Consider the following 24,975-nt stretch of genomic DNA (forward strand, 5'->3'; position numbering starts at 1 on the left):
CAGAATCGATTTACAGAAAACAAGCTCCAGAAGTCTTGATTTCAATTTTTAGGGCACAAGTCGCATACGTTGATATCCTAAGGGAAAGAAAGTTGCTCACTACAAAGCTTAAGAAATTTTATTTTAAAGACCTCATCAAATTCACACCCTTTCTTTATAGAAGTCCTGAACTGTTTAAACTTCTTGAGAGTAGCCTTTTTAAACTTCAAATGATTGATTTTGTATTTTTTAAGCTATGGTTCAAATATTACTTGGGCCTTACTAGCCTAAAAATAACCGGGAAAGGACAAAAGCTATTTAAATGAAAAAGTATCTTGTTTTAATTCCTGCACGTAAAGGTTCCCAGCGACTACCGGGTAAGAATATGAAGATGCTAGGCGATTTGCCTTTGGTAGGTCACAGTATTTCGTATGCTCTTAAGAGTGGTTTCTACGATATTTTTGTAACTACTAATGATCCTGATATTGTGCAATATTCATCAAAAAGGAATGTTAAGGTGATTAATAGGCCAGATGCTTTAGCGGGCAATGAAGAACCGATATTAACCGCTGTTCAGCACGCAGTAGCATCTGTAGAAAAGGGTTATGATGCCGTAATCTTACTACAGCCAACCAATCCTTTGAGACCTAAAAGCCTATTGAGAAAAGCTATTGAAGTTTTTGAATATGAAAATGTTGAAAGCCTAATGACCGTTTCTAGAAATGAGCATAAGCTGGGCACGATAACAGATAACCGCTTTATTCCATATAACTATAAAATGGGGCAGCGCAGTCAGGACCTTGAACCACTATATTTTGAAAACGGATTAATTTATATTGTTTCTACTAAACTTTTAAAAAAAGGAAGCCTTTTAGGCAATACGAATTACCCGTTGATTGTAGATCATCCCTTTTCAGAAATAGATATCGATACAGAATCCGATTTTGAAAAAGCCGAGATGTATTATGAATTTTACAAAGAAAATAATAGCGATTAGATTCTTGATTTTGTAAAGTCCCCCTTTAGAGGAATGTTTTTGAGTCGGAAAGTAGTAAACATATATAAACACCAAACACTTTGAACCCATATATACAAATAGCACATCGTAAAATAGGACCAGATTACCCGCCATTGGTGATTGCAGAAATTGGGATTAATCACGAAGGTTCCCTTCAGGTTGCTAAAGAACTGGTGGATGCTGCTGCTCGAGCAGGGGCTGAAGTGGTCAAACACCAGACGCATATTGTAGAAGATGAAATGAGCGGTGCGGCAAAAAAAGTGATTCCGGGTAATGCAACTGTTTCCATATATGAAATTATGCGGCGTTGCGCTCTAAGTGAAAGCGATGAAACTGAACTAAAGAATTATGTCGAAGAAAAAGGGATGATCTTTATTTCTACTCCATTCTCTCGTGCAGCTGCAAACCGACTTCAAAAAATGAATGTACCTGCCTATAAAATAGGATCGGGAGAATGTAATAATTATCCCTTATTAAAACATATAGCAAGTTTTGGTAAACCGGTAATTTTAAGCACCGGTATGAATACCATTGAAAGTGTATCTAAAGCGGTGCAGATTTTTAAAGAAGCAAATACGCCACTAGCACTTTTGCATACAACCAACTTATATCCTACGCCTATTCATTTAGTGCGATTTGGAGCGATGACTCAATTGCACGAGGCGTTTCCTAAAGTTCCATTCGGGTTGTCAGATCATACCTTAAATAATAATGCGTGTTTAGGCGCAGTAGCGCTTGGAGCCTCTATTCTCGAACGTCACTTTACAGATCATAAACAGCGTAAGGGACCGGATATTGTGTGCAGTATGGATGAGGCTGAATGTGCAGCATTAATTAAATCTAGCACAGAAATCTGGCAGATGCGTGGCGGTATAAAAGCTCCTGCCGCAGAAGAGCAGGTTACCATAGACTTTGCTTTTGCCACAGTTTGTACGATTGCTTCTGTTCAAAAGGGCGAGCGATTTACAGAAGAAAATATTTGGGTTAAAAGACCGGGAACGGGTGAGATTCTTGCAGAGAAATTTGATTCTATACTAGGCAAAATAGCTACTAGAGATATTGCAGTAGATGAGCAGCTTTTGCAATCAGATGTGCTTTTATGAAAAAAATAGCCTTCTTAAGTGGTACCCGAGCAGACTTTGGTAAACTTAAATCCCTGATTCAGGCGGTTCAGAAAGCTGCTGAATTTGAATACGGCATTTTTGCAACAGGGATGCATTTGCTAGGGAAGTACGGGATGACGGTGATTGAGATTGAAAAGGCGGGATTTACAAACATTCACCGCTTTGAAAATCACACCTCAGAAACAACGATGGATCTTACATTGGCTAAAACTATTGAAGGCTTTTCGGCTTATGTTAAGGAGTTTCAACCAGATCTAATAGTTGTACACGGTGATAGGGTAGAAGCACTTGCAGGAGCTATTGTAGGCTCTCTAAATAATATTTTAGTTGGGCATATTGAAGGAGGCGAACTTTCGGGTACGGTAGATGAGTTGATTCGGCATTCTGTAAGTAAATTGAGTCATATTCACTTTGTATCCAATAAAACAGCAGCAAAGCGACTGGTGCAAATGGGAGAGTTGGAGTCGTCTATTTTTACCATAGGTTCTGCAGATTTAGATGTGTTGTTCAGTTCGCAGTTACCTTCTTTGGAAACGGTAAAGGCCTATTACGACATTTCGTTTGATGAATATGCGGTGGTCCTTTATCATCCGGTTACTACAGATTTTTCAAATACTAAATCGTATGCTGCACATTTTGTAGCTACTTTACTTCAGGATGACACTAACTATATTGTAATTTATCCAAATAACGATTTGGGTTCTAACGAGATTTTAGCGGAATATGAAAAACTGAAGAACAACCCCAGATTCCGTATTTTTCCTTCCTTACGATTTGAATACTTTATCACGCTTCTAAAAAATGCTAAGTTTCTAATAGGTAATAGTAGTGCAGGTATACACGAGGCACCCTACCTAGGAATTCCAACGGTAAATATTGGTAGGCGACAGGAAAACAGAGACTTGCATACAAATACGATCGTTCACGTTGCAAATACTGTTGCCGCTATTTTAGAAGGAATTGATTCAGCTAAAAATATGCAGGCAAGCCCTAAAAAACGTAAATCATTGCAAAATGCTGCTGCTCTTTTTCTACAAAATCTTTCTTCTCAAAAACTTTGGGAGATAGATCATCAGAAGCAATTTAGAGATCTTTAATTTCTGAAAAAGGTTTCAATACGAGACAACGCACTTCTATTCTCGTAAACTCCTCAAAAAGGGCTATTTTCGTTTTGCCCAAATTAAGTTCATGAAAGCTGATAATAATTCCTTAGGTATCATTATAACAGACGGTGTTGGTTTTCGCAATTTTGTACTCAGTACTTTTTTAGAAAAGGCAGCTAACGACTTCTCTAAGATTGTGATTTTTTCAGGCCTACCTATTTCCGCATATCCACAGCTTGATCCTTCTGTTTTTACAATTGTAGAATTACCTGTTTTTGTTGAAACGAAGCAGAATTGGTTTTGGCGTAAACTCAAGGAAATTGCTCATTTGCAAAATCACAGGCAGAATCCCGGGATTGCAGATAATTACAAGATGAATAAGAGTAGGGGCTGGAGTCCTCATGCTATTCTGGTGAAAGCAGTTTATGGGATTAGTCGGTTTTTTCATTCTGAAAAGAATATTCTTTTTTTTGAAAAGCTGCAAGAAACCAGTTTTGCAAATAATTCTATAGTAAAGCAGTATGGTGAGATTTTAAAAAATTATAAAACGGACTTATTATTCTTTACACATCAACGGCCACCCTTTATTGCAACCTTAGTTTTTTGGGCAAAAAAATTAAATATACCCACCGCATCTTTTATATTCTCGTGGGATAATCTGGCTTCAAAAGGAAGAATGGCTGCAACTTTTGATCATTTTCTAGTATGGAGCGACTTGATGAAAACGGAATTGCTTCGGTTTTACCCGCTTACACATACACAGCATATTTCTGTAGTAGGTACTCCGCAATTTGAACCTTATGTTTTACCAGAATATGAGCTTTCTGAGGAAGAATTTTACAAAGAATTTAATCTCTTTCCGCAGAAAAAAATAATCTGCTACAGTTGTGCAGACGCCACCATTGGTCCTAACGATCCTCTGATTATTGCTACAATTGCTGAAGGTTTACGAAATGGGGAAATTAGTGATGCCCAATTATTGGTGCGTACTTCCCCGGCTGAAGATGAACGCCGTTTTGCTGAAACGAAAGCCCTTTATCCTGAAATAAAATGGAATCACCCCAAGTGGGAGCTTACCCGTGACGGTCATCCAGAACCCTGGTCACAGCGCATTCCAACTCAAAAAGATCTTACGGTTCTTAAAGCTGTTTTGCAGTACTCAGACCTGAATGTAAATATGTTATCTACAATGAGTCTCGATTTTATGCTATTTGATAAGCCGGTAATTAATACAGCTTTTGGAAACCAGGAGAACGGATTGTATAATGATCAGCGCTTTTTAAACTATGAACATTACGATAATGTAGTTAAAAGTGGAGCCGTAAAAATCGCTACTAATAAAGAGGAACTTTATAGCGCCATAAATACCTATTTGCAAAATCCTGAACTCAATAAAAAGGAGCGAAAAGAGCTAATAACTATGCAAATAGGACAACCTTTGAATGAAACCACACAAGCCTGTGTAAATGCTTTAAAAGCAATTGTATGAGTAAAAAAAAACTGGCAGTAGTTTGTAATTATATATTGCGCGCAGACCGTATAGGTGGGATGGATCGTTTTTTTGTTGCTTTTGACACCGCTGCAAAGAAGATCAATTATGAGATTGACTGGTTTTTTCCAGATGTTGAAACTTTTGATTTCTATAGAGATTTAACTGTTTTTTCTGCGGAAGACAAACTTACAGTTGAAGCATTTTTCTTAGATCACCTCACAACTTCTAAGGCTAAATATGACGGCTTAATTACTCATTTTACTGAGTTGAGCACTCCATTTTATAAGGATGCTAAAAAGCTGGGGTCTATAAAACAGATAATTGCAGTAGATCATAATCCCAGACCTTTAAATGGGTTTCCGCTTAAAAAGCAACTTAAAAACAAATTAAAAGCATTTTTATACAGTAAGGCAATCGACCGTTTTATAGGCGTTTCCAGTTATACAGCTAAGCATATCGTCAAAGACCTGGGCAAAACCGTTTCTCTAAAAACCGGTGTCATTTACAATGGGATTGATACTTCGGTATTTAAAAAAAGGGAAGGTAAGTCTGAAGCCAAAACAGCGTATAAATTTGTAGTGGTTTCACATTTACGTGAATCTAAAGGAATTCAGGATTTAATTGATGCGTTGAGTTATTTGACACCTGAAATCAAGTCGCGTATTCACATAAGTATTTATGGGGAAGGACCTCTAGAAGAAGGTTTAAAACAGCAGGCCCAGGATCTTGGGGTTTCTGAACTATTGGAATTTAAAGGCAGTTCGTCTGAAATTCCTCAGATACTTGCTAACTACGACTACCTGATACAACCTACCTATATGGAGTGTTTCAGTCTTTCTATTTTAGAAAGTCTTTCGGCAAATGTGCCTGTTATAACGACAACGGTAGGAGGTAATCCTGAGATTATTACAGATGGAGTTAATGGCTTTCTTTTTCAGCCTAAAGACAAAACGAAACTTTCTTCAATTCTCACCGATATTGTAAACGGCAATCTGAAGATCACAAAAGACACTTCCGTTTTGATAGAAAAAGAATACGCTTTAGACCGAATGGTTGCAGAACACATCAATCTCTTAAACTAATGCACGTCGCCTTTTTAACTCCCGAATATCCTCATCCTGAACTCAAAGGTTCAGCGGGTTTGGGAACGAGTATCAAAAATTTGGCAGCCGGTTTGATCGCTAAAGAAATACAGGTTACTGTTTTTGTTTATGATCAGCAAAAGGATGTTGTTTTTAATCACCACGGAATAACAATACACAGCATTGCAAAGCGCAAATTTAAACTGGGTGGCTGGTATTTGTATCGTAATTTTTTACAGCGTTATGTAAATAAATTCATCACGCAAAATAGAATAAATGTATTAGAAGCTCCAGACTGGACCGGGATTACAGCATTTATGTCATATAAATGTCCGCTTATAATACGCCTGCACGGAAGCGATGGCTATTTCTGTAACCTGGAAAATAGACCACAAAAAACAAAGAATCGTTTGTTTGAAAAATCGGCGTTGAGAAGAGCAGATTATATTCTTTCTGTAAGTCAATTTTGTGCAGATTTAACGTCTGAAATTTTCAATTTAAAACGGGATATCAAAGTGATTCCTAATGGTGTAGATACTGCTGCTTTTAAGCCAGAGAAGGAGTCTGAGGTTGATTTTCAGCTACTCTATTTTGGGAGCATTATACGCAAAAAAGGAGTTTTAGAATTGGCTGAGATTGTAAACCGTGTTTTCGCGAAAGAGGAGCGCGCCATTCTTATTGTTGCCGGCGGGGATGTGAAGGATATTTTTACCCAGCGCTCAACACAAGAGCTTTTTTTAGAAACGGTACAAACCCAATTTCACAATCGAGTCCATTTTAAGGGTGTTTTGCCTTATGATGAAATAAAAACAGAACTAGCAAAAGCTTCGGTAGTGGTTTTGCCTAGTTTTGCAGAGGCTTTACCTATGACCTGGATTGAAGCGATGGCGATGCAGAAAGCATTGGTGACTTCAGATATTGGCTGGGCCAAGGAGGTGATGATTGATGCGCAGACCGGTTTTACGGTAGATCCTAAAAATCATGAAAAGTATGCACATCGTATTCTGGAGCTTTTAAGTAATTCTGCTTTGCGGGAGAAATTGGGAGATGCTGCGCGAAGGCGTGTGGATTCTAAATTTGCTTTAGAACACGTAGTAGATCAAAATATATTATTTTACAAAAAAGTAATAGCAGATTGATTGTTTTAATACATAATGGGCAAAAACCCATATCGGTTACAGACCGTAACACGTGGAAAACCATTGCTGTAAATGCTCGTATACTTTCTGAAATACTTATAGAATTAGCGCAAAAATTTAGTGGTCGTAAACTTATATGGGTACATCAGGAAATAAGTGAGCTGGTAGATTTTAATTTTATTCGCTCGCAGAAAAATGCTCATACTCTATTAAGTTTTGCGGTTGCACACCCTTATATTTTGAATGAAGAATTGGGATTTGTAGATCAATCGGTTTTTTTAACTGTTAATCAAGCGGTTTGTTATCCTACGTATTTAATGAGTGCAGATGTGGGGTGTATCACATCAAATACATTACTACATTTTACATCACATTTCCCTGCATATTCAGATTTCAATTTATTCCTAGCGGTCTTAGCAAAATTAGGAATACCCAAAGGCCTTTTGTGTTATAGTGAACCACGATTAATACAATCTAGAAGTAATAATGTTGAATTGCGTTTTTCTAAAAATCAGAAATTCACCTATTCCTTTATTGCTGCCACTAAGAGTAAAGCCTGGCTACTACTCTATGAATTTCAGCGTCTTATTTATACAAAATCTATAAGTCCGTTTTATTTATTAAAAGCTTTAGGTCAAAAACAAATTGATACCTCCTCCATTCAGTATTTACCTAAAACTGAATGGAGCACATTTAAAAATACTATAAGACTATCTATTGATGTTGTGATACCTACAATAGGTAGAAAATCGGTATTGTACCAAACTTTACGAGACTTAGCTGCGCAGAGCGTCACTCCCAAAACAGTGTTGCTTGTAGAACAAAATCCGGATTCAGGGACTTTTTCAGAGTTAGATTACCTGCAGACTGAAAATTGGCCGTTTGAAATTAAACACACATTTACACATAAAACAGGTGCGTGTAATGCGCGTAATTTGGCATTAGATCAAATTACTTCAGAATGGGTTTTTCTGGCGGATGATGATTTAAGAATTTCTTCAGATTTTCTGGAGGAGGCATTACAATTTATTGAGCAAACTAAACCAGAAGCCTTTACGGTAAGTTGTTTGCAAAAAGACGAACAAGAACACGTTAAATCTGTTATTCAGTGGGAAGCTTTTGGTTCGGGGTGTAGTTTTGTAAAAGCTTCTGTAATAAAAGATATACGTTTTGATACGGCTTTTGAATATGGTTTTGGTGAAGATGCAGATTTTGGGATGCAATTACGCAACTCCGGAGTTGATGTATTGTACAATCCGTTTTTAAAATTAATACATCTTAAGGCGCCATCAGGAGGTTTTAGAACGCAACTAAAAAAGCCCTGGGAGTATGAGGAGATTCAGCCAAAGCCTGTACCTACAGTACTTGCTTTCTTTTTAAAACATAAAATTGATTCTCAAATATTAGGATACAAAACCTTGTTGTTTCTAAAGTTTTATAAGAATCAATCAGTAAGAAATCCATTTGCTTATCTTCGGCAAATGCAAAAACGCTGGAGCTTGAGTAAATCCTGGGCAGAAAAACTCCTGTCAGAAAAACAATGAATTTTTCACTAATCATTTGTACATATCATAGACCAGATGCCATTACGAATCTTTTAAATTCAGTAATAAATCAATCTGTCTATCCTAATCAAATTATTGTTGTGGATGGATCTGAAGGTATAGAAACGCAAAATCTTTCTTTAGAAAAAACATTTAAAAGTTTAGAGTATTTTAAAGTAGAAGATGACGTTCGTGGTCTTACGAGACAACGTAATTATGGTATTTCGCGGTTAAATGAAGAAGCTGAGGTAGTTTGTTTTCTAGATGACGATGTGATTTTAGACAAAAAATATTTCGAAGAAATTATTAAAACTTTTCAAATTCGTAATGATGTTGTAGGAATAGGCGGTGTTGCCACAAATGAAAATCTTTGGAAACCGTCAAAAAGAGCAAAATCAACAGATAAAATATATGTTTTAGACGGCTATGAACGTAAAGAATCTCAGCGTTTTTACCTTCGGAATAAACTAGGGTTACAATCTCCAGACTTACCTGGTATTATGCCTTCTTTCTCTCACGGGCGCACCTATGGTTACCCACTTACGGGTAAAGTTTATGAAGTTGATTTACTTATAGGAATGGCGATGAGTTTCCGCAGAAATGTTATAGATTCAGAAAAATTCAGCTTGTATTTTGATGGTTATGGTCTTTATGAAGATGCAGATTATAGTCTTAGAGCCCTTAAATATGGAAAGAACGCTATCTGTACATCGGCAAAACTCCAGCATTATCACGATCCTGCCGGTAGGCCGCAACCCTATAAATATGGTAATATGGTTTTGCGTAACGGCTGGTATGTATGGCGTGTAAAATATTCCAATCCTGATCTCAAATCACGATTAAAATGGAATGCTACGGCACTTTTATTAACGCTCATTCGCTTTAGTAATGTGTTTACAACTTCTGCAAGAAAAGATGCTTTTTTAGAAGCCTCAGGTAGAGTTGCCGGTTGGTTTAGTTTATTTTTCAATAAACCGCGTAGTTAATGAGATTTGCAGTAATTACACAAATTGAACATTATAAGGTAGGCGGAAACTATTATTCATACACACCTTATATAAAGGAAATGAATCTGTGGTTTAATCACGTAGATGCGATTTGTATAGTTGCTCCATTAAATTCTGCAAAACCCGGAGAATTAGATACTGCTTACGAAAGAAACGAAATTGAATTCAAAGAAGTGCCGGCGATCAATCTAACTTCATTTTATCAATTTATACACGCATTCATAAAACTTCCCGGAATTTTAATAGCGATTTATAAGGCGATGGCTCAAGCTGACCATATTCATTTGCGTTGCCCGGGCAATATGGGATTATTGGGGGCTTTAGTTCAAATTTTATTTCCGCGGAAGCGAAAAACAGCAAAATATGCAGGCAATTGGGATCCTAAAGCCAAACAGCCTTGGAGTTATAAGCTTCAGAAATGGATACTCAGCAATACGTTTATAACAAAAAACATGCAGGTTTTGGTATATGGCGAATGGCCCAATCAAACCAAAAATATAAAACCATTTTTTACTGCAAGTTATACTGAAGCTGATACAGGCGCTATTCCGCTAAGAAAGTATGACCTGCCGCTGCGCTTTTTATTTGTGGGAAGTCTAGTTGCCGGTAAACGACCTCAATATGCGATAGATCTTGTAGAAGAACTTATTTTAAATGGCTTTCCCAGTGAGTTACATTTTTATGGAGATGGTATTCTTAAAGAACAGCTACGAGAGAATTTGAATAATACTAATTTAAAGGGAGCTTTATATTTACACGGTAATCAAAAACCGGAACGTGTACAGGAAGCCTATCTAAAAAGTCACTTTTTAATTTTACCTTCTAAGAGTGAAGGTTGGCCAAAAGTTGTAGCTGAGGCGATGTGGTGGGGTACAATACCGCTGGTAACACCTGTTTCTTGTGTGCCATTTATGTTAGGTAAAACAGAACGAGGAATTCTTTTAAAAGCCGATTTAGAAGCAGATATAGCAAAACTAATTCCTGTTCTAAAAAATAAAGAGCAGCTAAAATTAATGGCTAATAAGGCCTCAAACTGGTCTAGAGTATATACTTTAGACCGTTTTAATGCCGAAATCAAAAAGCTTCTATAACGATGCGGGTTCTACAATTAATAGATAGTCTTGAGGTAGGAGGCGCTGAGCGTATGGCAGTAAATTATGCTAATGCGTTGCTTGGTAAGATTGAAGTTTCTGCATTGTGTGCCACACGTGCAGAGGGAGATTTAAAAAGTATTATTAAACCTGATATTCCTTATTTGTTTTTAAATAAAAAACGTACACTAGATCTTGCCGCATTTTTACGTTTACGTAGGTTTATAAGGACATATAATATACAGCTTATACAAGCGCACGGAAGTTCGTACTTTACAGCTGTTTTAGTGAAGATGATAACACCAGATCTTAAGGTTGTATGGCATGACCATTATGGTAATAGTGAATTTTTAAAGGAAAGAGACACCCGATTTTTAAAGCCATTAAGTCGGTTTTTTGATGGGGTAATTGCTGTGAATGATATCCTAAGTCGCTGGTCTAAAGAATATTTAAATATAGAGAAGAGCGTTTTTATAAAAAATTTTATTGCAGATGCTTTGCCTTTAGATATAAACTTTAATCCTAAAGGAACAAAAGGTAAACGATTAGTTTGTGTTGCAAATTTAAGGCCTCAAAAAAATCATCAATTACTTTTAAAAAGCTTTGAAGAACTACTGAAAATAGATGATCAATATACCCTACATCTCTTTGGAAGCAAAATAGATATTACCTATTCAGATTTAATTTTAAGCAGTATTGAAACTTCAGGTTTTAAAGATTCGGTTTTTTATTACGGGACACATCTTAAAATATCTTCAGTTTTACCTTATTTTGATATTGGTCTATTAACTTCAAATTCTGAAGGCTTACCCTTATCGTTATTAGAATATGGGCAAGCAGGCCTTGCGGTGGTTACAACAAATGTAGGAGATTGCGCGCGAGTACTTGATGGTGCTGGGATATGTGTACCCCCTAATGATTTTGAAAGTTTAGTAAATGCAGTTTTAAACTATAAATCAACACCTCAATCAAAAATTGATTACGGAATATTATTACAGAAAAAGATTGAGCGTTTTTACAGTTCAAATTCTGTGTTAGCAGAAGTTATAGGCATATATGAGCAAGTTCTCAACTAATTACAATAAAATATACATTCAGCTAATTGCACTACACGTTGCGATTGGCTTTGCCATATATCTTTTTCGATTTTTAGGGATTATTTACTTTTTAGGATCCATTGTACTTTTTGTAATATGGATTTTTCAGACCGGTAATAAGCAAAATCAGGTGTTAGTTGCAGCTTCCTATATGACTGCGGGAGAAGTATTTTTCAGGATGACAGGAGGGAGTATCATACCCTGGGAAGCCGGTAAATATTCTGTTATTTGTTTTATTCTAATAGGACTTTTTTTTAGCGGAACGTCTAGAAAATCTGCAGTTTACTGGCTCTATTTATTGCTTTTAATACCTGGAGTTATTTACGCAGCTTCTACTTTAAATTTTGATACAAACGTTAGAAATGCGATTATGTTTAACCTAAGCGGGCCGTTTTGTCTAGGTATCGCAGCGCTCTATTGTTATGATCGTAGAGTAAGTAGAGAACAATTACATAAGGTGGTTTGGGCTCTTTTAATGCCCGTAATCTCTTTAGGGTCTTATCTTTATTTTTATACACCAGATACACGAGAAGTTTTAAATGGTACAGGTTCTAATTTTGCACTTTCAGGGGGGTATGGTCCTAATCAAGTAGCTACAGCATTAGGGATAGGAATGTTTGCGCTGGCTGTTCAATTATTTGTGAATGGGAAGAATAAATTGATCTTTTTTATAAATCTCGCGATCTTAATGTTTTTAACCTATCGAGGAATAATTACATTTTCACGAGGAGGTATTTTTACAGCAGCGATTATAAGCGTCGTTTTTATTTTTTTTTATTTTCAAGGAGTATCTAAAAAGAAAAAAAATGCACTGTCATTTTATATGCTAGTGCTGGGTATTGCTATAGCTACAACATGGTTTATATCTTCTGTACGTACGATGGGGCTTATTGATTTACGTTATGCAAATAAAGATGCTGCAGGTCGTATAAAAGAAGATATTTCAACAGGCCGCGAAGAATTAATCACATCAGAGCTTACTTTTTTTGTGAATAATCCTATAATGGGTATAGGGGTAGGTAAAACCAGAGAGTATCGCGAAGAAAAACTAGATATTCTAGCAGCCTCGCATAATGAACTTAGTAGACTACTTTCAGAACACGGTATTTTTGGGTTATTTGCTTTAATGATACTTATTATAGCCCCCTTGTTTTACAGAATAGGAAATAGAAAAAATTATTTGTTCTATTCGTTTTTTGGGTTTTGGTTTCTCACAATTAATCATTCTTCTATGCGAATAGCTGCGCCTGCTTTTCTTTATGCCCTTGCGTTACTTAATGTTGTTGATGAAAAGAAAAATACTCTACATAGGAAACAAATTAGCGACTAAAGCTGCGACTCCTACCGGTATAGATACCTTAGGGCCTAATCTGGTAAAAGAAGGTTATTTGGTGCGGTATGCAGGTACAAAAGCGTCTAAACTATTCCGCTTTTTTGAGATGCTTTATGCTATTGTTAAAAATAAATCCTGGGTAGATTATGTGCTCATAGATACTTACAGTACTCAAAATTTTTGGTTTGCATATTATTCAGGCATATTGTGTTCCCTTTTAAGCATACCATACATTCCTATTTTACACGGTGGTAATTTACCCGGGCGGTTAAAATCAAATCCAGAATCTTGCAAGCGATTATTTAATAAATCATTTTTAAATGTGAGTCCGTCATTGTATTTGAAAGAAGCGTTTGAGAAAGAAGGTTATACAGTACAACACATTCCAAATGCTATAGCAATTGAGAGGTACACATTTAAAATGCGCGAACATATACGTCCAAAACTTTTATGGGTTCGCTCTTTTGCTTCGATTTACAATCCATTATTAGCAGTTAAGCTAGTTGAAGAGTTTCAGGCAGAGTTTCCTAATGTTGAACTTTGTATGGTAGGGCCAGAAAAAGATGGGAGTTTGCGTATTTGCAAAGACTACGCAGAAAAGAACAATCTTCCTGTTAGGTTTACGGGCAAATTATCAAAATCAAGTTGGATTGAGTTATCTCAAGGCTATGATATTTTTATAAATACTACTCATTTTGATAATTTTCCGGTTAGTATCCTAGAAGCCATGGCTTTAGGTCTACCTGTAATAAGTACAGCTGTAGGAGGAATTCCTTATTTAATTACAGATCGCATTACAGGTTTACTTGTTGAAGAAAATACGGTAACAAAATTTTCAGAACAAATAAAGGACTTAATTTTTAAAGACCTGTTAGCTCAAGATATTAGTGCTAATGCCCGTCTTATGGTCGAAAACTGTGACTGGAAAAATGTTAAGAATCTCTGGCATAAAATCCTATTTTAAATGCGCTATATTTGAGTAAATTAAATGCCTCCTAAAATGCCCTGGATCCCTAAAATCCATTTTGAAATATCAGAGCGTAAAATACTTCTGCGAATTTTTGACCTATTTTTTATTTTTCTGATGTTAGCACTCCTTGGCGGAGTATTTCAGTTTGATTATTTTAAAATCAATTCAGAACGATGGGAGTGGGCATTAGTACTTGCGATCTATTACTCCATTTTTGCGGTTATATTTGAAATGTACGATTTGCAAAAAGCTGCATCGTTTCAGTCTACACTTCAAAATGTAGTACTTACCGTATCGGTAACCGTTCTGTTCTTTATACTTACACCATTTTTTACTCCGGTTTTACCAGAAAACAGACTCCAGATTGTTTACTTCTATTTTGCCATAGTCATAGGGCTGTTGATCTGGAGGTACGCCTACATCAGTTTTGTGTCAGCTCCGCGTTTTAATAAACGTATTCTTATCGTGGGTAATAGTTTTGACATAAATCTTATCGCAGATAATCTTCATGTCGCAGATCCTAATTATCGGGTTATAGGATATGTAAATACAGATGCGATTAAGCAGGAAGCTCTTGACAGGAGATTAAAGGTTATTGAAGTTAATGATTTGCTGAAATCTATTGTAAGGTATTCAGTTTCAGAAATAGTTGTTGCGAGTCCGTCTAAAGGTGTAGGTGTAGATCTTTATAATCAATTAATGATTTTGTTAGGTCAGGGTTTTCCCATACGAGAATATACACAGGTATATGAGGAAATTACACACCGGGTTCCGGTACAACACGTTGAACGTGATTTTTATAAATACTTCCCATTTAGCCGAAGTAATAAGAACAGATTTTACTTAGCTATAAGCCGATTTTTTAATGTCATTTTTGCAGCAGTTGTACTTGTTGCCTCATTAGTTCTTTTGCCATTAGTATTACTTGGAAACTTTATAGGTAATAGAGGAGCACTTCTATATACTCAAGAACGTGTAGGATTAAATGGAAAACTATTTACCATTATTAAATTGCGCACTATGGTTAAAAATGCCGAGTCTAACGGTGCCCAATGGGCGCAGAAAGAAGACTCGCGCATTACACCTTTTGGTAAGATATTGAGGAATTTACGTATTGATGAAATACCGCAGTGTATAAATATTTTGAGAGGCGATATGAGCCTTATAGGCCCAAGACCAGAACGACCGGTTTTTGTAAAAGAGCTTTCAGAGAAAATTGCTTTCTATGATATCAGGCACGTTGTAAAACCCGGTTTAACAGGATGGGCACAAGTTTGCGGGCGCTATGTAAATTCAGTAGATGATTCTTTAGAAAAGCTACAATATGATTTGTTTTACATTAAGCATCGCAATTTGTTTTTAGACTTAAATATTCTTCTTAAAACAATAAGTACTGTAGTTTATTACAGAGGGCAATAATACTATTCCCGTTTACGTCTGAAAAAGGAAACTATAAAAATAGCCACTGCTGGTATAAAAGCCATTTTAGCCAGATAATCTCCGTATGAGGTATAAAATGTAATTTCATCGTTCTTGTTGATGATACCTTTCAAAGATCCTCCCAGTCCGTATCCTAACTCTTTTTCAATCTCTCCTTTTTGATTTATAATAGCTGAAATCCCAGTGTTTGCACTTCTGGCGATGCTTCTTCGGTTTTCAATAGCTCTTAATCTTGCGTAATTGAGATGTTGCTTGTGACCCTGAGTATCTCCCCACCAGGCATCGTTTGTGATAATAGCTAAGAATTGAGATCCTGCATTTACATAATCTGTAACAAAATCTCCATAGACAGATTCATAACAAATAACTGGTCCTACTTTAGTGCCATCTAATCCGGTAAATGCAACTCTGTTTTCCTGTATGGTTTTCATAGAAACTGTTCCACCCAGATCAATCATTACGTCACCAAGTAGCGGCTTTAAAATGCTTTGATACGGAAAGTTTTCAACCCCAACAACCAATTTGCTCTTGTGATAAATTTGCGATTTACCAGAACTATTGAGTAAGAAGGCTGAATTGAAAAAATCTGCCCATAAGGGATTTCCTAAGCGATCGTTACCCACATAATTGCTCGTAGGCAGCAAGTCACTTTCTTTTGTATATAATCTGTAAAACTGAATACCTGCTAAGTAATTTAAATTGGGATAATTCTGTAAAAAATCTTGTGCTCTTTGTTTTTCGGTACTGTAATCAAAATTCCTAAGGTCTACGCCGGCACCCTCTGCGAGAACGGTTTCAGGAGCGATTAAAAATGCTGTTTCGGGAGTAAGAGCCTCTGTTGATTCTTTAAAAAGCAAATCGGCTATGCGCTCATTTGTTGTATTGTATTTTTCGGTATATGGGTCAATATTAGGTTGCAGTAAAACCACTTCTACAGGATTTTTTGTTTCAGTATAAGAATTGTAAATAAACTGACTCAGAGTAATTGGCACTATGATAATTGCAAAAGCCAGTACCAGTCTGCCATATAAAAACTTTCTGTTTTTAATTTCAGAATACTGTAAAAGCGCTTTGTAAAGGAGCGCATTTGTAATTAAAACCCATAATGTACCTCCAAATGTTCCTGTGTATTCATACCATTGAATCCAACCCGTACTTGTGGCAAAAGCATTACCCAAATTTAACCACGGCCAGGAAAAATCCCAGTTGAGGTGTAAAAACTCAAATAGCATCCAGGTAGCTATTAAAAAAATTAGGCTGAGGTTTACGGTAAATCGTTTTGAAATACGCGCATATAAAAGCCAAACAAAGGTCATTAATAAGGAATTTGCCAAAACAGCAAACCACATCCCAAACCCCGTAGAGTTGTAAAGCCACCAGGTTGTTATAATATTAAATGTGAAAAAGCAGAGGTACGCAATACTGAAAATTTTTAAGTTGGGTCGCTTAATATTGTAAATGATATAGATATGCGTAGCCCATAATAGCGGTACAAAACCAAAGAAAAGCAATACTGGAAAACCGTAGGTGGGCCAGGCAATTGCTAAAATCAATCCTGAGGTGAGCGCTAATAAAATATTTTTCATAATGTGATTAAAAATAGTTCTGCAAGTTAAGATTTCGTTCTTTTTAAAATCAATCGTGTTAAAGGTGTTTTAAAAGTAATTAGAACGGTCTGCAATCTCATTAAATTACCTAAAAATTTAAAATGAGTATTTTAATAACGGGAGCAACAGGACTTGTGGGCCAGGCACTAACAAAAAAATTACAGAGCCAGGGAGAATCTATTCACTATTTGACAACGAGTGCTAACAAAATAGAAGATCACAAAAATTATAAAGGCTTCTTATGGAATCCTAACAAATTTGAGATTGATACAAAATGTTTTGAAGGAGTTACGTGTATTGTTCATCTTGCCGGAGCAAGTATTGCAGAACGATGGACAGATGAATACAAAACTAAAATTATAGAAAGTAGAATAAATACGGCGCAGCTACTTTTTGACACCTTAAACGAAACTGAAAATAACGTAGAACATTTTGTATCGGCGAGTGCAATAGGTGCATATCCTTCTTCAAAAACAATTAATTACTCAGAAAGTTTTGAGACTTATAACCCCAGCTTCTTAGGGGAAGTTGTTGAAGTCTGGGAAGCTGCAGCAGATAAGTTTAAAGAATTAGAAATTAAAGTATCAAAGGTACGTATAGGAGTAGTGCTTGCTAAAGATGGTGGAGCATTAGAAAAATTACTTCAGCCAATTAAAATGTACGTAGGAGCGCCATTAGGTGACGGTAAGCAGTGGCAATCCTGGATACATATTGAGGACCTTGCAGCAGTATTTACTTTTGTGGTGTTAAATCAATTAGAGGGTGTTTATAATGCAGTAGCTCCATTTCCTGTTACAAATGAGGCAATGACTAAAGAGGCAGCTTCTATCCTCAAAAAACCTTTGTTTTTGCCTAATGTACCCGCTTTTATGCTCAAGATAATTTTAGGAGAAATGGCTGCGATAGTTTTAGAAAGTCAGAAAGTGAGCTCAAAAAAGATTGAGCAGCAGGGTTTTGATTTTAGGTTCAAAGAACTAGATGTTGCATTACAAGATTTATTGGCATAAAAAAACCCGGCATTTGCCGGGTTTTCAATTTGTACTTAAAGAGAATTACATTTGTTGGTTAGCAACAATTGTAAATTCTAATTGAATATCGTCATTGATAAATTTATCACCTAAATTGTCAAATACAGACTTTGAACCATAGTTCACACCCCACTCCGTACGATCTATTGTAAAAGGCTCAGACTTCAACGTCATAGTATTGCCAGCTACTTCATACATAACAGGAAATTCAATATTCTTTTTAGATTCTTTAATCGTTAAGTTTCCAGACATAATTTTTTTACCGTCTTTTTCAGTAACACCAGTTATTTCAAAAGCAGCAGTAGGATATTTTTTTACGTTAAAAAAGTCACCTTCTTTACCTTCAACGGTCCCTTTTAAGTGGTCTTCAAGATTTGCTTTTTGATCACCTTCTAAATCTGTAACAACTATAGAAGTCATATTGATTAGAAAACTTCCGCTAATCTCATCTCCTTCTAAACGTACTACACCAGATTCTGCAGCAACAGTTCCTGTATGTGTTCCTGTAGGTTTTTTACCTTCCCATTTAATAGTTGAGGCATCTTTATCTAACATAAATTTTGATGCTTCCTGAGAAGCTTCAGCAACAGTTTCTGCTTCAGCAGCATCAGTTTCATTCTTTGCTTCATTTTTGCAAGAAATGAAAGCTGTAACAAGCACAGCCATAGTAAAAAGCGTGTAAAATTTCATCTTCATTGTGTTTACCTTTAAGTGTTAATTTAAGCAATCAAATTTATAAGATTGTACGAGATAACCTCTTAAATAAACGATAAATTATACCTGTGACATTTTGACATTTTAATAATGTTGGCAGCAATTTTGCCTATGCAAGAGAAATTAAGACAAAATGAGTTCAGAAAATAGAGAAGATATTATAAATGATCAGGAGGATCTTAACGTAGAAACTAATTTAGAGGGAACAGAAGTTTCTGAAGATGAGTTAACTGCAGAAGATCAAATAGCTAATTTACAAGTTGAATTAGACAAAGAGAAAGATAAGTTTCTAAGACTTTTTGCTGAGTTTGAAAATTACAAAAGACGTACCAGTAAAGAACGTGTTGAGATGTTTAAGACAGCAGGACAAGAAGTTCTGCAGGCTATGCTTCCGGTACTTGACGATTTTGACAGAGCAGCAATTGAAATTCAAAAAGCAAAAGATAAGAATCTTCAAAAAGGAGTAGAGCTTATTTCAAATAAGCTAAGAGAAACTTTAAAATCTAAAGGTCTTAAAGAGATGGAAGTTTCTGCGGGCGATGTGTTTGATGCAGATATTCATGAAGCGATCACTCAAATTCCAGCTCCTAAAGACAGTCTTAAAGGTAAGATTGTAGATGTTATTGAAAAAGGATATGAGTTAGGAGATAAGATTATTCGTTTTCCAAAAGTGGTTACAGGTAAATAATTTGTAACTCAGGCAAGCGAAACATAGTATTTTAAATTTTGAAGAGAAGATTGGGATGAAAGAAGATTATTACGACATATTAGGATTGAGTAAAGGCGCAACCGCAGCTGAAATTAAAAAGGCATACCGTAAAAAAGCGATACAGTATCACCCCGATAAGAATCCCGGTGACAGCGAAGCTGAAGATATGTTTAAGAAAGCGGCAGAAGCGTACGAGATTCTAAGTGATGAGAATAAACGTGCACGTTACGATCAATACGGTCATCAAGCCTTTGAAGGTGGTGGTGGCTTTAATGGGGGTAACATGAATATGGATGATATCTTCAGCCAATTTGGTGATATTTTTGGCAGTGCCTTTGGCGGTGGCGGTTTTGGCGGCGGCTTTGGTGGTGGCGGTCAGCGTAGAACTAAAGGGAGTAACTTACGTATACGTGTAAAACTTACTTTAGAAGAAATCGCTAACGGCGCAGAGAAAAAAATTAAAGTAAAGCGTAAGAAGCAGGCTAGCGGAACTACTTATAAAACGTGTTCTACCTGTAATGGGATGGGGCAGGTTACTCGTGTCACAAATACAATTCTAGGGAGAATGCAAACAGCCTCTCCTTGTACAACTTGTGGAGGTAGTGGTCAAATTATAGATTCTAAACCGGCAGATGCAGATTCTCAAGGTATGCTTACCGAAGAAGAAACGGTATCAATTAAAATACCTGCTGGTGTAGTTGACGGGATGCAACTTAAAGTTACAGGAAAGGGTAATGAAGCACCTGGTAATAATGGTATTTCTGGTGATTTACTGGTTGTAATTGAAGAAGCGGCACACGATACCTTAAGTAGAGAAGGAGATAATTTACATTATGATTTATATGTGAGTATTCCTGAAGCTGTTTTAGGAACCAGTAAAGAAATTGATACCGTTACTGGTAAAGTGCGAATTAAAGTTGAAGAAGGAACTCAAAGTGGAAAGATTTTACGCTTACGCGGAAAAGGTATTCCTTCTATTAACGGGTATGGTAAAGGAGATTTATTAGTACATGTTAACGTATGGACACCTAAGAACTTAAGTAAAGAACAAAAAGAGTTTTTTGAAAATATGCTTGATGATGATCACTTCTCTCCTAAGCCACAACAAGAGGATAAATCATTTTTTGAGAAGGTAAAAGACATGTTTTCTTAGATATTAAGAGCTTATTAAGAAAAATGTGTATATTTGAATATCACTAATCACTAGTTAGTGATATTTTTCTTTTTCATAGCAATTTTTTTCCCATCCTTGATGCAAATTAAGGGTGGGTTTTTGTTTTAGGCCTATTTTGATAAAAAGGGTTTAGGGTTAAATCTGTAAAGAATGTTTGAGAATGCTTAGTATTTTAGATGATGGCGTACTAAATAAATCATAAGAAGTCTACAGGCTTTAATCATTTCAATATCTTTAAACTTTATTTCTGTTTCTATGACAAACCTGCTGGTCGCTGATAATATATACAAGAAATACGGCAATTATACCGCACTAAACGATCTTTCTATATCAATTCCCAAAGGGAGTATTTTTGGATTATTAGGACCTAATGGTGCCGGTAAGACAACACTTATTCGTATCATTAATCAAATTACGATGCCAGATTCTGGTACCGTACTTCTTGATGGGGAGCTTCTTGACCCTAAGCATATCGCAAATATTGGGTATATGCCAGAAGAGCGTGGCCTTTACAAGTCAATGAAAGTAGGAGAACAGGTGATTTATCTAGCGCGTCTTAAAGGTTTAAGTAAGGCTGAAGCTAAAGAACGCAGTGAATACTGGTTTGAAAGACTGGGAATGATGACCTGGTGGAACAAAAAAATACAGGAGTTGTCTAAAGGGCAGGCGCAAAAAGTTCAATTTATAGTGACAGTTTTACACCAACCAAAATTGTTGATTTTTGATGAACCTTTTAGTGGTTTTGACCCTATAAATGCAACACTCATAAAAGACGAAATTCTCAAACTAAGAGATGACGGCGCAACCATTTTATTTTCTACACACCGTATGGAATCTGTTGAGCAGATGTGTGATCACATCGCTCTTATTAACAAAAGCAATAAGATTCTAGACGGAAAATTATCTGACATTAAACGCAACTACCGAACGAATACCTATGAGATAGGTTTAGAAACACGTGATGATAGTTTAGTTAGTTTACAAAATATAGAAAAAACATTACTACCTGAGATGGCGGCACACTGGGAAGTGTCACCGGCCTATTTTAAAACTATTAATGAAAATGATCTGAAAATGATCGTGAAAATTCCGCAAGATTTAAAGTCAAGAGATTTGCTTTTTTATCTTTCAGATAAAGCAACTATTAATCATTTTGTAGAGGTAATACCTACGGTTAATGACATTTTTATTCAAACAATAAATGCAGATTAATGGGAGCACTAGGTTTAATAATTAGACGCGAGTATAAAGCCAGAGTAACAAATAGATCATTTATTATAATGACGTTTTTGAGTCCGTTAATTGTGGTAGGTATGATTTTGCTCATTACGTATCTAACTCAGGTAAATGAAGCTGGTAAGCGCACCATAGTTGTTGTTGATGAGAGCGGTTTATTTTATAAAGAATTTGAAAGTACCGAAAGTATAGATTACGTTGATTTATCGCCTGCAGGTCTTGCTGTTGCAAAAGAACAGGTAGAAGATAACAATTATTTTGGGTTACTTTATATACCCGGTAATATTAAGAAAAACACCTCAGGTGTGCGTTTTTATGGTAATGAGGCTCCCGGTTTTGCTACTTTAGAAAGTATAGAAAGCCAGATATCCTCAAAACTTACTAATGAGAAATTATTAGATCGTGGGGTAGATCTTGATATGATAGATGAGTCTAAAACATCTATATCAGTGAGTATTGAGGATTTTGAAGGAGAGCGTACTTCAAAAATCTCTAATTGGATTAAGGCAGGCTTTGGTGGTGGCGCGGGTTATTTGCTGATGATGTTTATCATCATTTATGGTAATATGGTAATGCGTTCTGTTATTGAGGAAAAAACCAATCGTATTATTGAAGTTATAATTTCTTCAGTAAAACCATTTAAATTAATGATGGGTAAGATTATAGGTACAACCCTTGCCGGAATTACTCAATTTATGATCTGGTTATTAATAGGTGGTGGTTTACTTATATGCTTAACCTTATATCTGGGGCTAGATCCTACTGCTACAAAAACTCCTGTAGGCAATATGGCAGCTACAGATCTTGATAAAATAGAGTTGATTCTCTTAGATATATTGAGATTACCATTACTTAAATTGGCTGGCTTTTTCTTAGTTTATTTTATAGGAGGTTATTTTTTATACAGTTCTATTTATGCTGCTATAGGTGCAGCTGTAGATAGCGAAACCGATACACAGCAATTTATGTTGCCTATTATTATGCCACTTATGCTGGCAATTTATGTAGGATTTTTTGCGGTAATTGATAATCCTGACGGTTCAGTGGCAACAACATTTTCTATGATACCACTTACATCACCTATAGTTATGTTAATGCGTATACCCTTTGGTGTGCCGTGGTGGCAGCTAGCGCTTTCGGTAAGTATTTTAATAGGAAGCTTTCTGTTTACAGTTTGGTTTGGTTCAAAAATATATAGGGTAGGTATTCTTATGTACGGTAAAAAACCAACTTATAAAGAAATTTTAAAGTGGATTAAGTACTAAAATGATTCAGGAGAACGTAAAAGAAACGGTTAAGGACGGGGCAGAAAAAGTAAAAGATGTTATTCAGGAAGATATCTGGGGAACAATTTTAGATTTTTTGTCACTGGGTTTCCATTTTAAAAGTGGTGGAAAAACCATAGACCTTACCATAGGTCATTTACTTCTTGTTGTTTTAGCCTTTGTAGTAGCCACAGTGGTACTCAGACTCATAAGAAGTTTGATTACCCGTAAGATGGATTTGGAGAACGAACTCAAGTTTAAAAGTATCTTCAAATTTATAAGATATCTGGTTTACTTAACTGTAATTCTGATAACGCTAAGTGCTTCTGGAATAGATGTGACGGTGTTACTCACCGCTTCTGCAGCTCTTTTTGTAGGTCTGGGTTTAGCTCTTCAAGATTTATTTACAGACATTATAGGCGGTATTTTTATTATGCTAGACAAGTCTCTTAGTGTAGGTGATGTAGTAGAAATAGAAGGTAAAGTAGCTCGTGTTTTTGAAATAAAATTACGTACCACACGTGCACTAACTAGAGATGATAAAGTGATTATTATACCTAATCATAAGTTTATAAGTGATATTGTGTTCAACTTTACACAAAACCACAGAACCACGCGTGAGGCTGTAAAGGTGGGTGTTGCGTACGGTAGCGATACAGAACTAATAAAAAAAATTCTTTTATCGTGTGTGATTGAGCAAAACGGTGTGCTTAAAAGCCCGAAACCTTTTGTGCTGTTTGAAGATTTTGCAGATTCATCTTTAGCTTTTGGAGTTTATTTTTTTATTACAGATAGCTTTTCAGACCCAAGAATTAAAAGTGAAATCCGTTTTCGTATAGATAAAGAATTTAGAAAAAACAATATTACTATCCCGTTTCCGCAGCGCGATATTCATTTTTATAAAACATCAGAATTAATAAACAACCCCTTAAATGATTAACAGACTTATAATAAGTTTAATCGTATTAGCAGCTGTAACTAGTGTACAGGCGCAGAGCACAGATATTGCACGTGTTGAGTATATGTATGTGCCGTTTAGTAATTCTCAAAATAACGTGGGGCGTTTTCGCGCATTGTTGCAAGTTCCTATTCCATTAGATAAGGAGTTAGATAAGATACTAGTTGCAGGCTTTGAGTACCGAAATACCAATGTTGATATCAATGATCCTGTTCCTGCAGGTTTCAATCTACTGGAAGTGGGCACACTTCAACAAATTGATGGATATTTAGGATATACCTGGAAATTTAATGAAAACTGGCGCTTTGGTGTGAAAGCTGGAGCTCGCATTAGCTCAAATCTTCAGGATGGTTTGGTTTCAGACGACTGGATTTATACAGCTTCAGTCTATGTGATTAATGATATGAAAGATGCATCTACAACAAAACCGTATAGATGGATTTTTGGTCTTGATTATTCAACCACTCCCGGGCGTAATTACCCATTACCATTAATTAATTATTATAGAGAGTTTCATCCCAACTGGACCTATACACTGGGTGTGCCTAAAACAAACGTGCGTCATTATTTAAATGATGACCACAAAGATGCTTTACAGGCTTTTGTTTCTTTAGATAACTTCTTTGCAAACATCCAGAACAATATGGTGATAGATGGTCGTACTGCAGAAAATATCTCAATGACTATTGTGATGGGAGGTTTGGGTTATGAGCATTTTTTTACAAAGCATTTGTTATATTACGCTTATGCGACTCATTCAATTAGCAATGATTTTAGATTACGTAATAATGAGCGCGACGATATATATACTATAAATAGTGACAATACATTTTACTTTAGATCTGGAGTAAAATTTAAATTTTAA

22 protein-coding genes are annotated in these 24,975 nt (G+C 36.0%); 20 read left to right on the forward strand and 2 right to left on the reverse strand.

All coding sequences use genetic code 11. The annotated features are described in order from the left end of the window. Positions 1–301: 301 nt before the first annotated feature. From P164_RS18010 to P164_RS18070, 13 genes are all read left to right on the forward strand, one after another. Complete coding sequence (locus P164_RS18010; RefSeq protein ID WP_028377710.1) at positions 302–976, forward strand: cytidylyltransferase domain-containing protein; 675 nt, start codon at positions 302–304, stop codon at positions 974–976. Positions 977–1,056: 80 nt separating this feature from the next. Continuing rightward, positions 1,057–2,100: an N-acetylneuraminate synthase gene (neuB, locus tag P164_RS18015; protein ID WP_028377711.1), complete on the forward strand. Its 1,044-nt coding sequence runs from the start codon at positions 1,057–1,059 to the stop codon at positions 2,098–2,100. After that, positions 2,097–3,218 (forward strand): UDP-N-acetylglucosamine 2-epimerase, encoded by a 1,122-nt coding sequence (gene neuC, locus P164_RS18020; protein WP_028377712.1) that lies wholly within the window; start codon positions 2,097–2,099, stop codon positions 3,216–3,218. The genes neuB and neuC overlap by 4 nt, the downstream gene beginning before the upstream one ends. 91 nt (positions 3,219–3,309) lie before the next feature. Continuing rightward, complete coding sequence (locus P164_RS18025) at positions 3,310–4,713, forward strand: hypothetical protein (protein WP_028377713.1); 1,404 nt, start codon at positions 3,310–3,312, stop codon at positions 4,711–4,713. Further along, positions 4,710–5,798 (forward strand): glycosyltransferase family 4 protein, encoded by a 1,089-nt coding sequence (locus P164_RS18030; protein ID WP_028377714.1) that lies wholly within the window; start codon positions 4,710–4,712, stop codon positions 5,796–5,798. The genes P164_RS18025 and P164_RS18030 overlap by 4 nt, the downstream gene beginning before the upstream one ends. After that, on the forward strand, positions 5,798–6,937 hold the full coding sequence (locus P164_RS18035; RefSeq protein ID WP_028377715.1) for a glycosyltransferase family 4 protein: 1,140 nt from the start codon (positions 5,798–5,800) through the stop codon (positions 6,935–6,937). Before P164_RS18030 ends, P164_RS18035 begins: the two co-directional genes overlap by 1 nt. Then, positions 6,934–8,481 (forward strand): glycosyltransferase family 2 protein, encoded by a 1,548-nt coding sequence (locus P164_RS18040; RefSeq protein ID WP_028377716.1) that lies wholly within the window; start codon positions 6,934–6,936, stop codon positions 8,479–8,481. The genes P164_RS18035 and P164_RS18040 overlap by 4 nt, the downstream gene beginning before the upstream one ends. Continuing rightward, the gene (locus P164_RS18045) at positions 8,478–9,467 is read left to right on the forward strand and encodes a glycosyltransferase family 2 protein (protein WP_028377717.1); all 990 of its coding nucleotides are present in this window, start codon (positions 8,478–8,480) and stop codon (positions 9,465–9,467) included. Before P164_RS18040 ends, P164_RS18045 begins: the two co-directional genes overlap by 4 nt. Beyond that, positions 9,467–10,579, forward strand: a complete 1,113-nt coding sequence (locus tag P164_RS18050; protein ID WP_028377718.1) for a glycosyltransferase family 4 protein — start codon at positions 9,467–9,469, stop codon at positions 10,577–10,579. Before P164_RS18045 ends, P164_RS18050 begins: the two co-directional genes overlap by 1 nt. A 2-nt stretch (positions 10,580–10,581) precedes the next feature. Then, entirely contained in the window at positions 10,582–11,655 is a 1,074-nt protein-coding gene (locus P164_RS18055; RefSeq protein WP_028377719.1) for a glycosyltransferase, read from the forward strand. Then, a complete protein-coding gene (locus P164_RS18060) occupies positions 11,636–13,006 on the forward strand; it encodes an O-antigen ligase family protein (protein WP_028377720.1) in 1,371 nt (456 codons plus the stop codon). The genes P164_RS18055 and P164_RS18060 overlap by 20 nt, the downstream gene beginning before the upstream one ends. Next, on the forward strand, positions 12,963–13,973 hold the full coding sequence (locus P164_RS18065; RefSeq protein ID WP_028377721.1) for a glycosyltransferase family 4 protein: 1,011 nt from the start codon (positions 12,963–12,965) through the stop codon (positions 13,971–13,973). Before P164_RS18060 ends, P164_RS18065 begins: the two co-directional genes overlap by 44 nt. Positions 13,974–14,009: 36 nt before the next feature. Continuing rightward, complete coding sequence (locus P164_RS18070; protein WP_028377722.1) at positions 14,010–15,398, forward strand: exopolysaccharide biosynthesis polyprenyl glycosylphosphotransferase; 1,389 nt, start codon at positions 14,010–14,012, stop codon at positions 15,396–15,398. Positions 15,399–15,400: 2 nt separating this feature from the next. Here the strand turns inward: P164_RS18070 and lnt are convergent, their stop codons facing one another. Next, positions 15,401–17,005 (reverse strand): apolipoprotein N-acyltransferase, encoded by a 1,605-nt coding sequence (lnt, locus tag P164_RS18075; RefSeq protein WP_028377723.1) that lies wholly within the window; start codon positions 17,003–17,005, stop codon positions 15,401–15,403. 122 nt (positions 17,006–17,127) lie between these two features. Between lnt and P164_RS18080 the strand changes: the two genes are divergently transcribed. After that, positions 17,128–18,033, forward strand: coding sequence for a TIGR01777 family oxidoreductase (locus P164_RS18080; RefSeq protein ID WP_028377724.1), 906 nt, complete (start codon positions 17,128–17,130; stop codon positions 18,031–18,033). A gap of 45 nt (positions 18,034–18,078) precedes the next feature. Here the strand turns inward: P164_RS18080 and P164_RS18085 are convergent, their stop codons facing one another. Next, complete coding sequence (locus P164_RS18085; RefSeq protein ID WP_316930216.1) at positions 18,079–18,744, reverse strand: YceI family protein; 666 nt, start codon at positions 18,742–18,744, stop codon at positions 18,079–18,081. 157 nt (positions 18,745–18,901) lie between these two features. On the opposite strand from P164_RS18085, the gene P164_RS18090 reads away from it, so the two are divergent. From P164_RS18090 to P164_RS18115, 6 genes are all read left to right on the forward strand, one after another. Then, positions 18,902–19,456 (forward strand): nucleotide exchange factor GrpE, encoded by a 555-nt coding sequence (locus P164_RS18090; protein ID WP_028377726.1) that lies wholly within the window; start codon positions 18,902–18,904, stop codon positions 19,454–19,456. 55 nt (positions 19,457–19,511) lie between these two features. After that, positions 19,512–20,630 carry a molecular chaperone DnaJ gene (gene dnaJ, locus P164_RS18095; RefSeq protein ID WP_028377727.1) on the forward strand — a complete coding sequence of 373 codons (1,119 nt, stop codon included), beginning with the start codon at positions 19,512–19,514 and terminating at the stop codon, positions 20,628–20,630. A 276-nt stretch (positions 20,631–20,906) separates the two neighbouring features. After that, positions 20,907–21,863: an ABC transporter ATP-binding protein gene (locus P164_RS18100; protein ID WP_028377728.1), complete on the forward strand. Its 957-nt coding sequence runs from the start codon at positions 20,907–20,909 to the stop codon at positions 21,861–21,863. Continuing rightward, on the forward strand, positions 21,863–23,152 hold the full coding sequence (locus P164_RS18105; RefSeq protein WP_028377729.1) for an ABC transporter permease: 1,290 nt from the start codon (positions 21,863–21,865) through the stop codon (positions 23,150–23,152). The genes P164_RS18100 and P164_RS18105 overlap by 1 nt, the downstream gene beginning before the upstream one ends. A gap of 1 nt (position 23,153) precedes the next feature. Further along, positions 23,154–24,092, forward strand: coding sequence for a mechanosensitive ion channel family protein (locus tag P164_RS18110; RefSeq protein ID WP_028377730.1), 939 nt, complete (start codon positions 23,154–23,156; stop codon positions 24,090–24,092). Next, a complete protein-coding gene (locus P164_RS18115; RefSeq protein WP_028377731.1) occupies positions 24,085–24,975 on the forward strand; it encodes a hypothetical protein in 891 nt (296 codons plus the stop codon). The genes P164_RS18110 and P164_RS18115 overlap by 8 nt, the downstream gene beginning before the upstream one ends.

Source organism: Leeuwenhoekiella sp. MAR_2009_132 (genome assembly GCF_000687915.1).
GTDB lineage: Bacteria > Bacteroidota > Bacteroidia > Flavobacteriales > Flavobacteriaceae > Leeuwenhoekiella.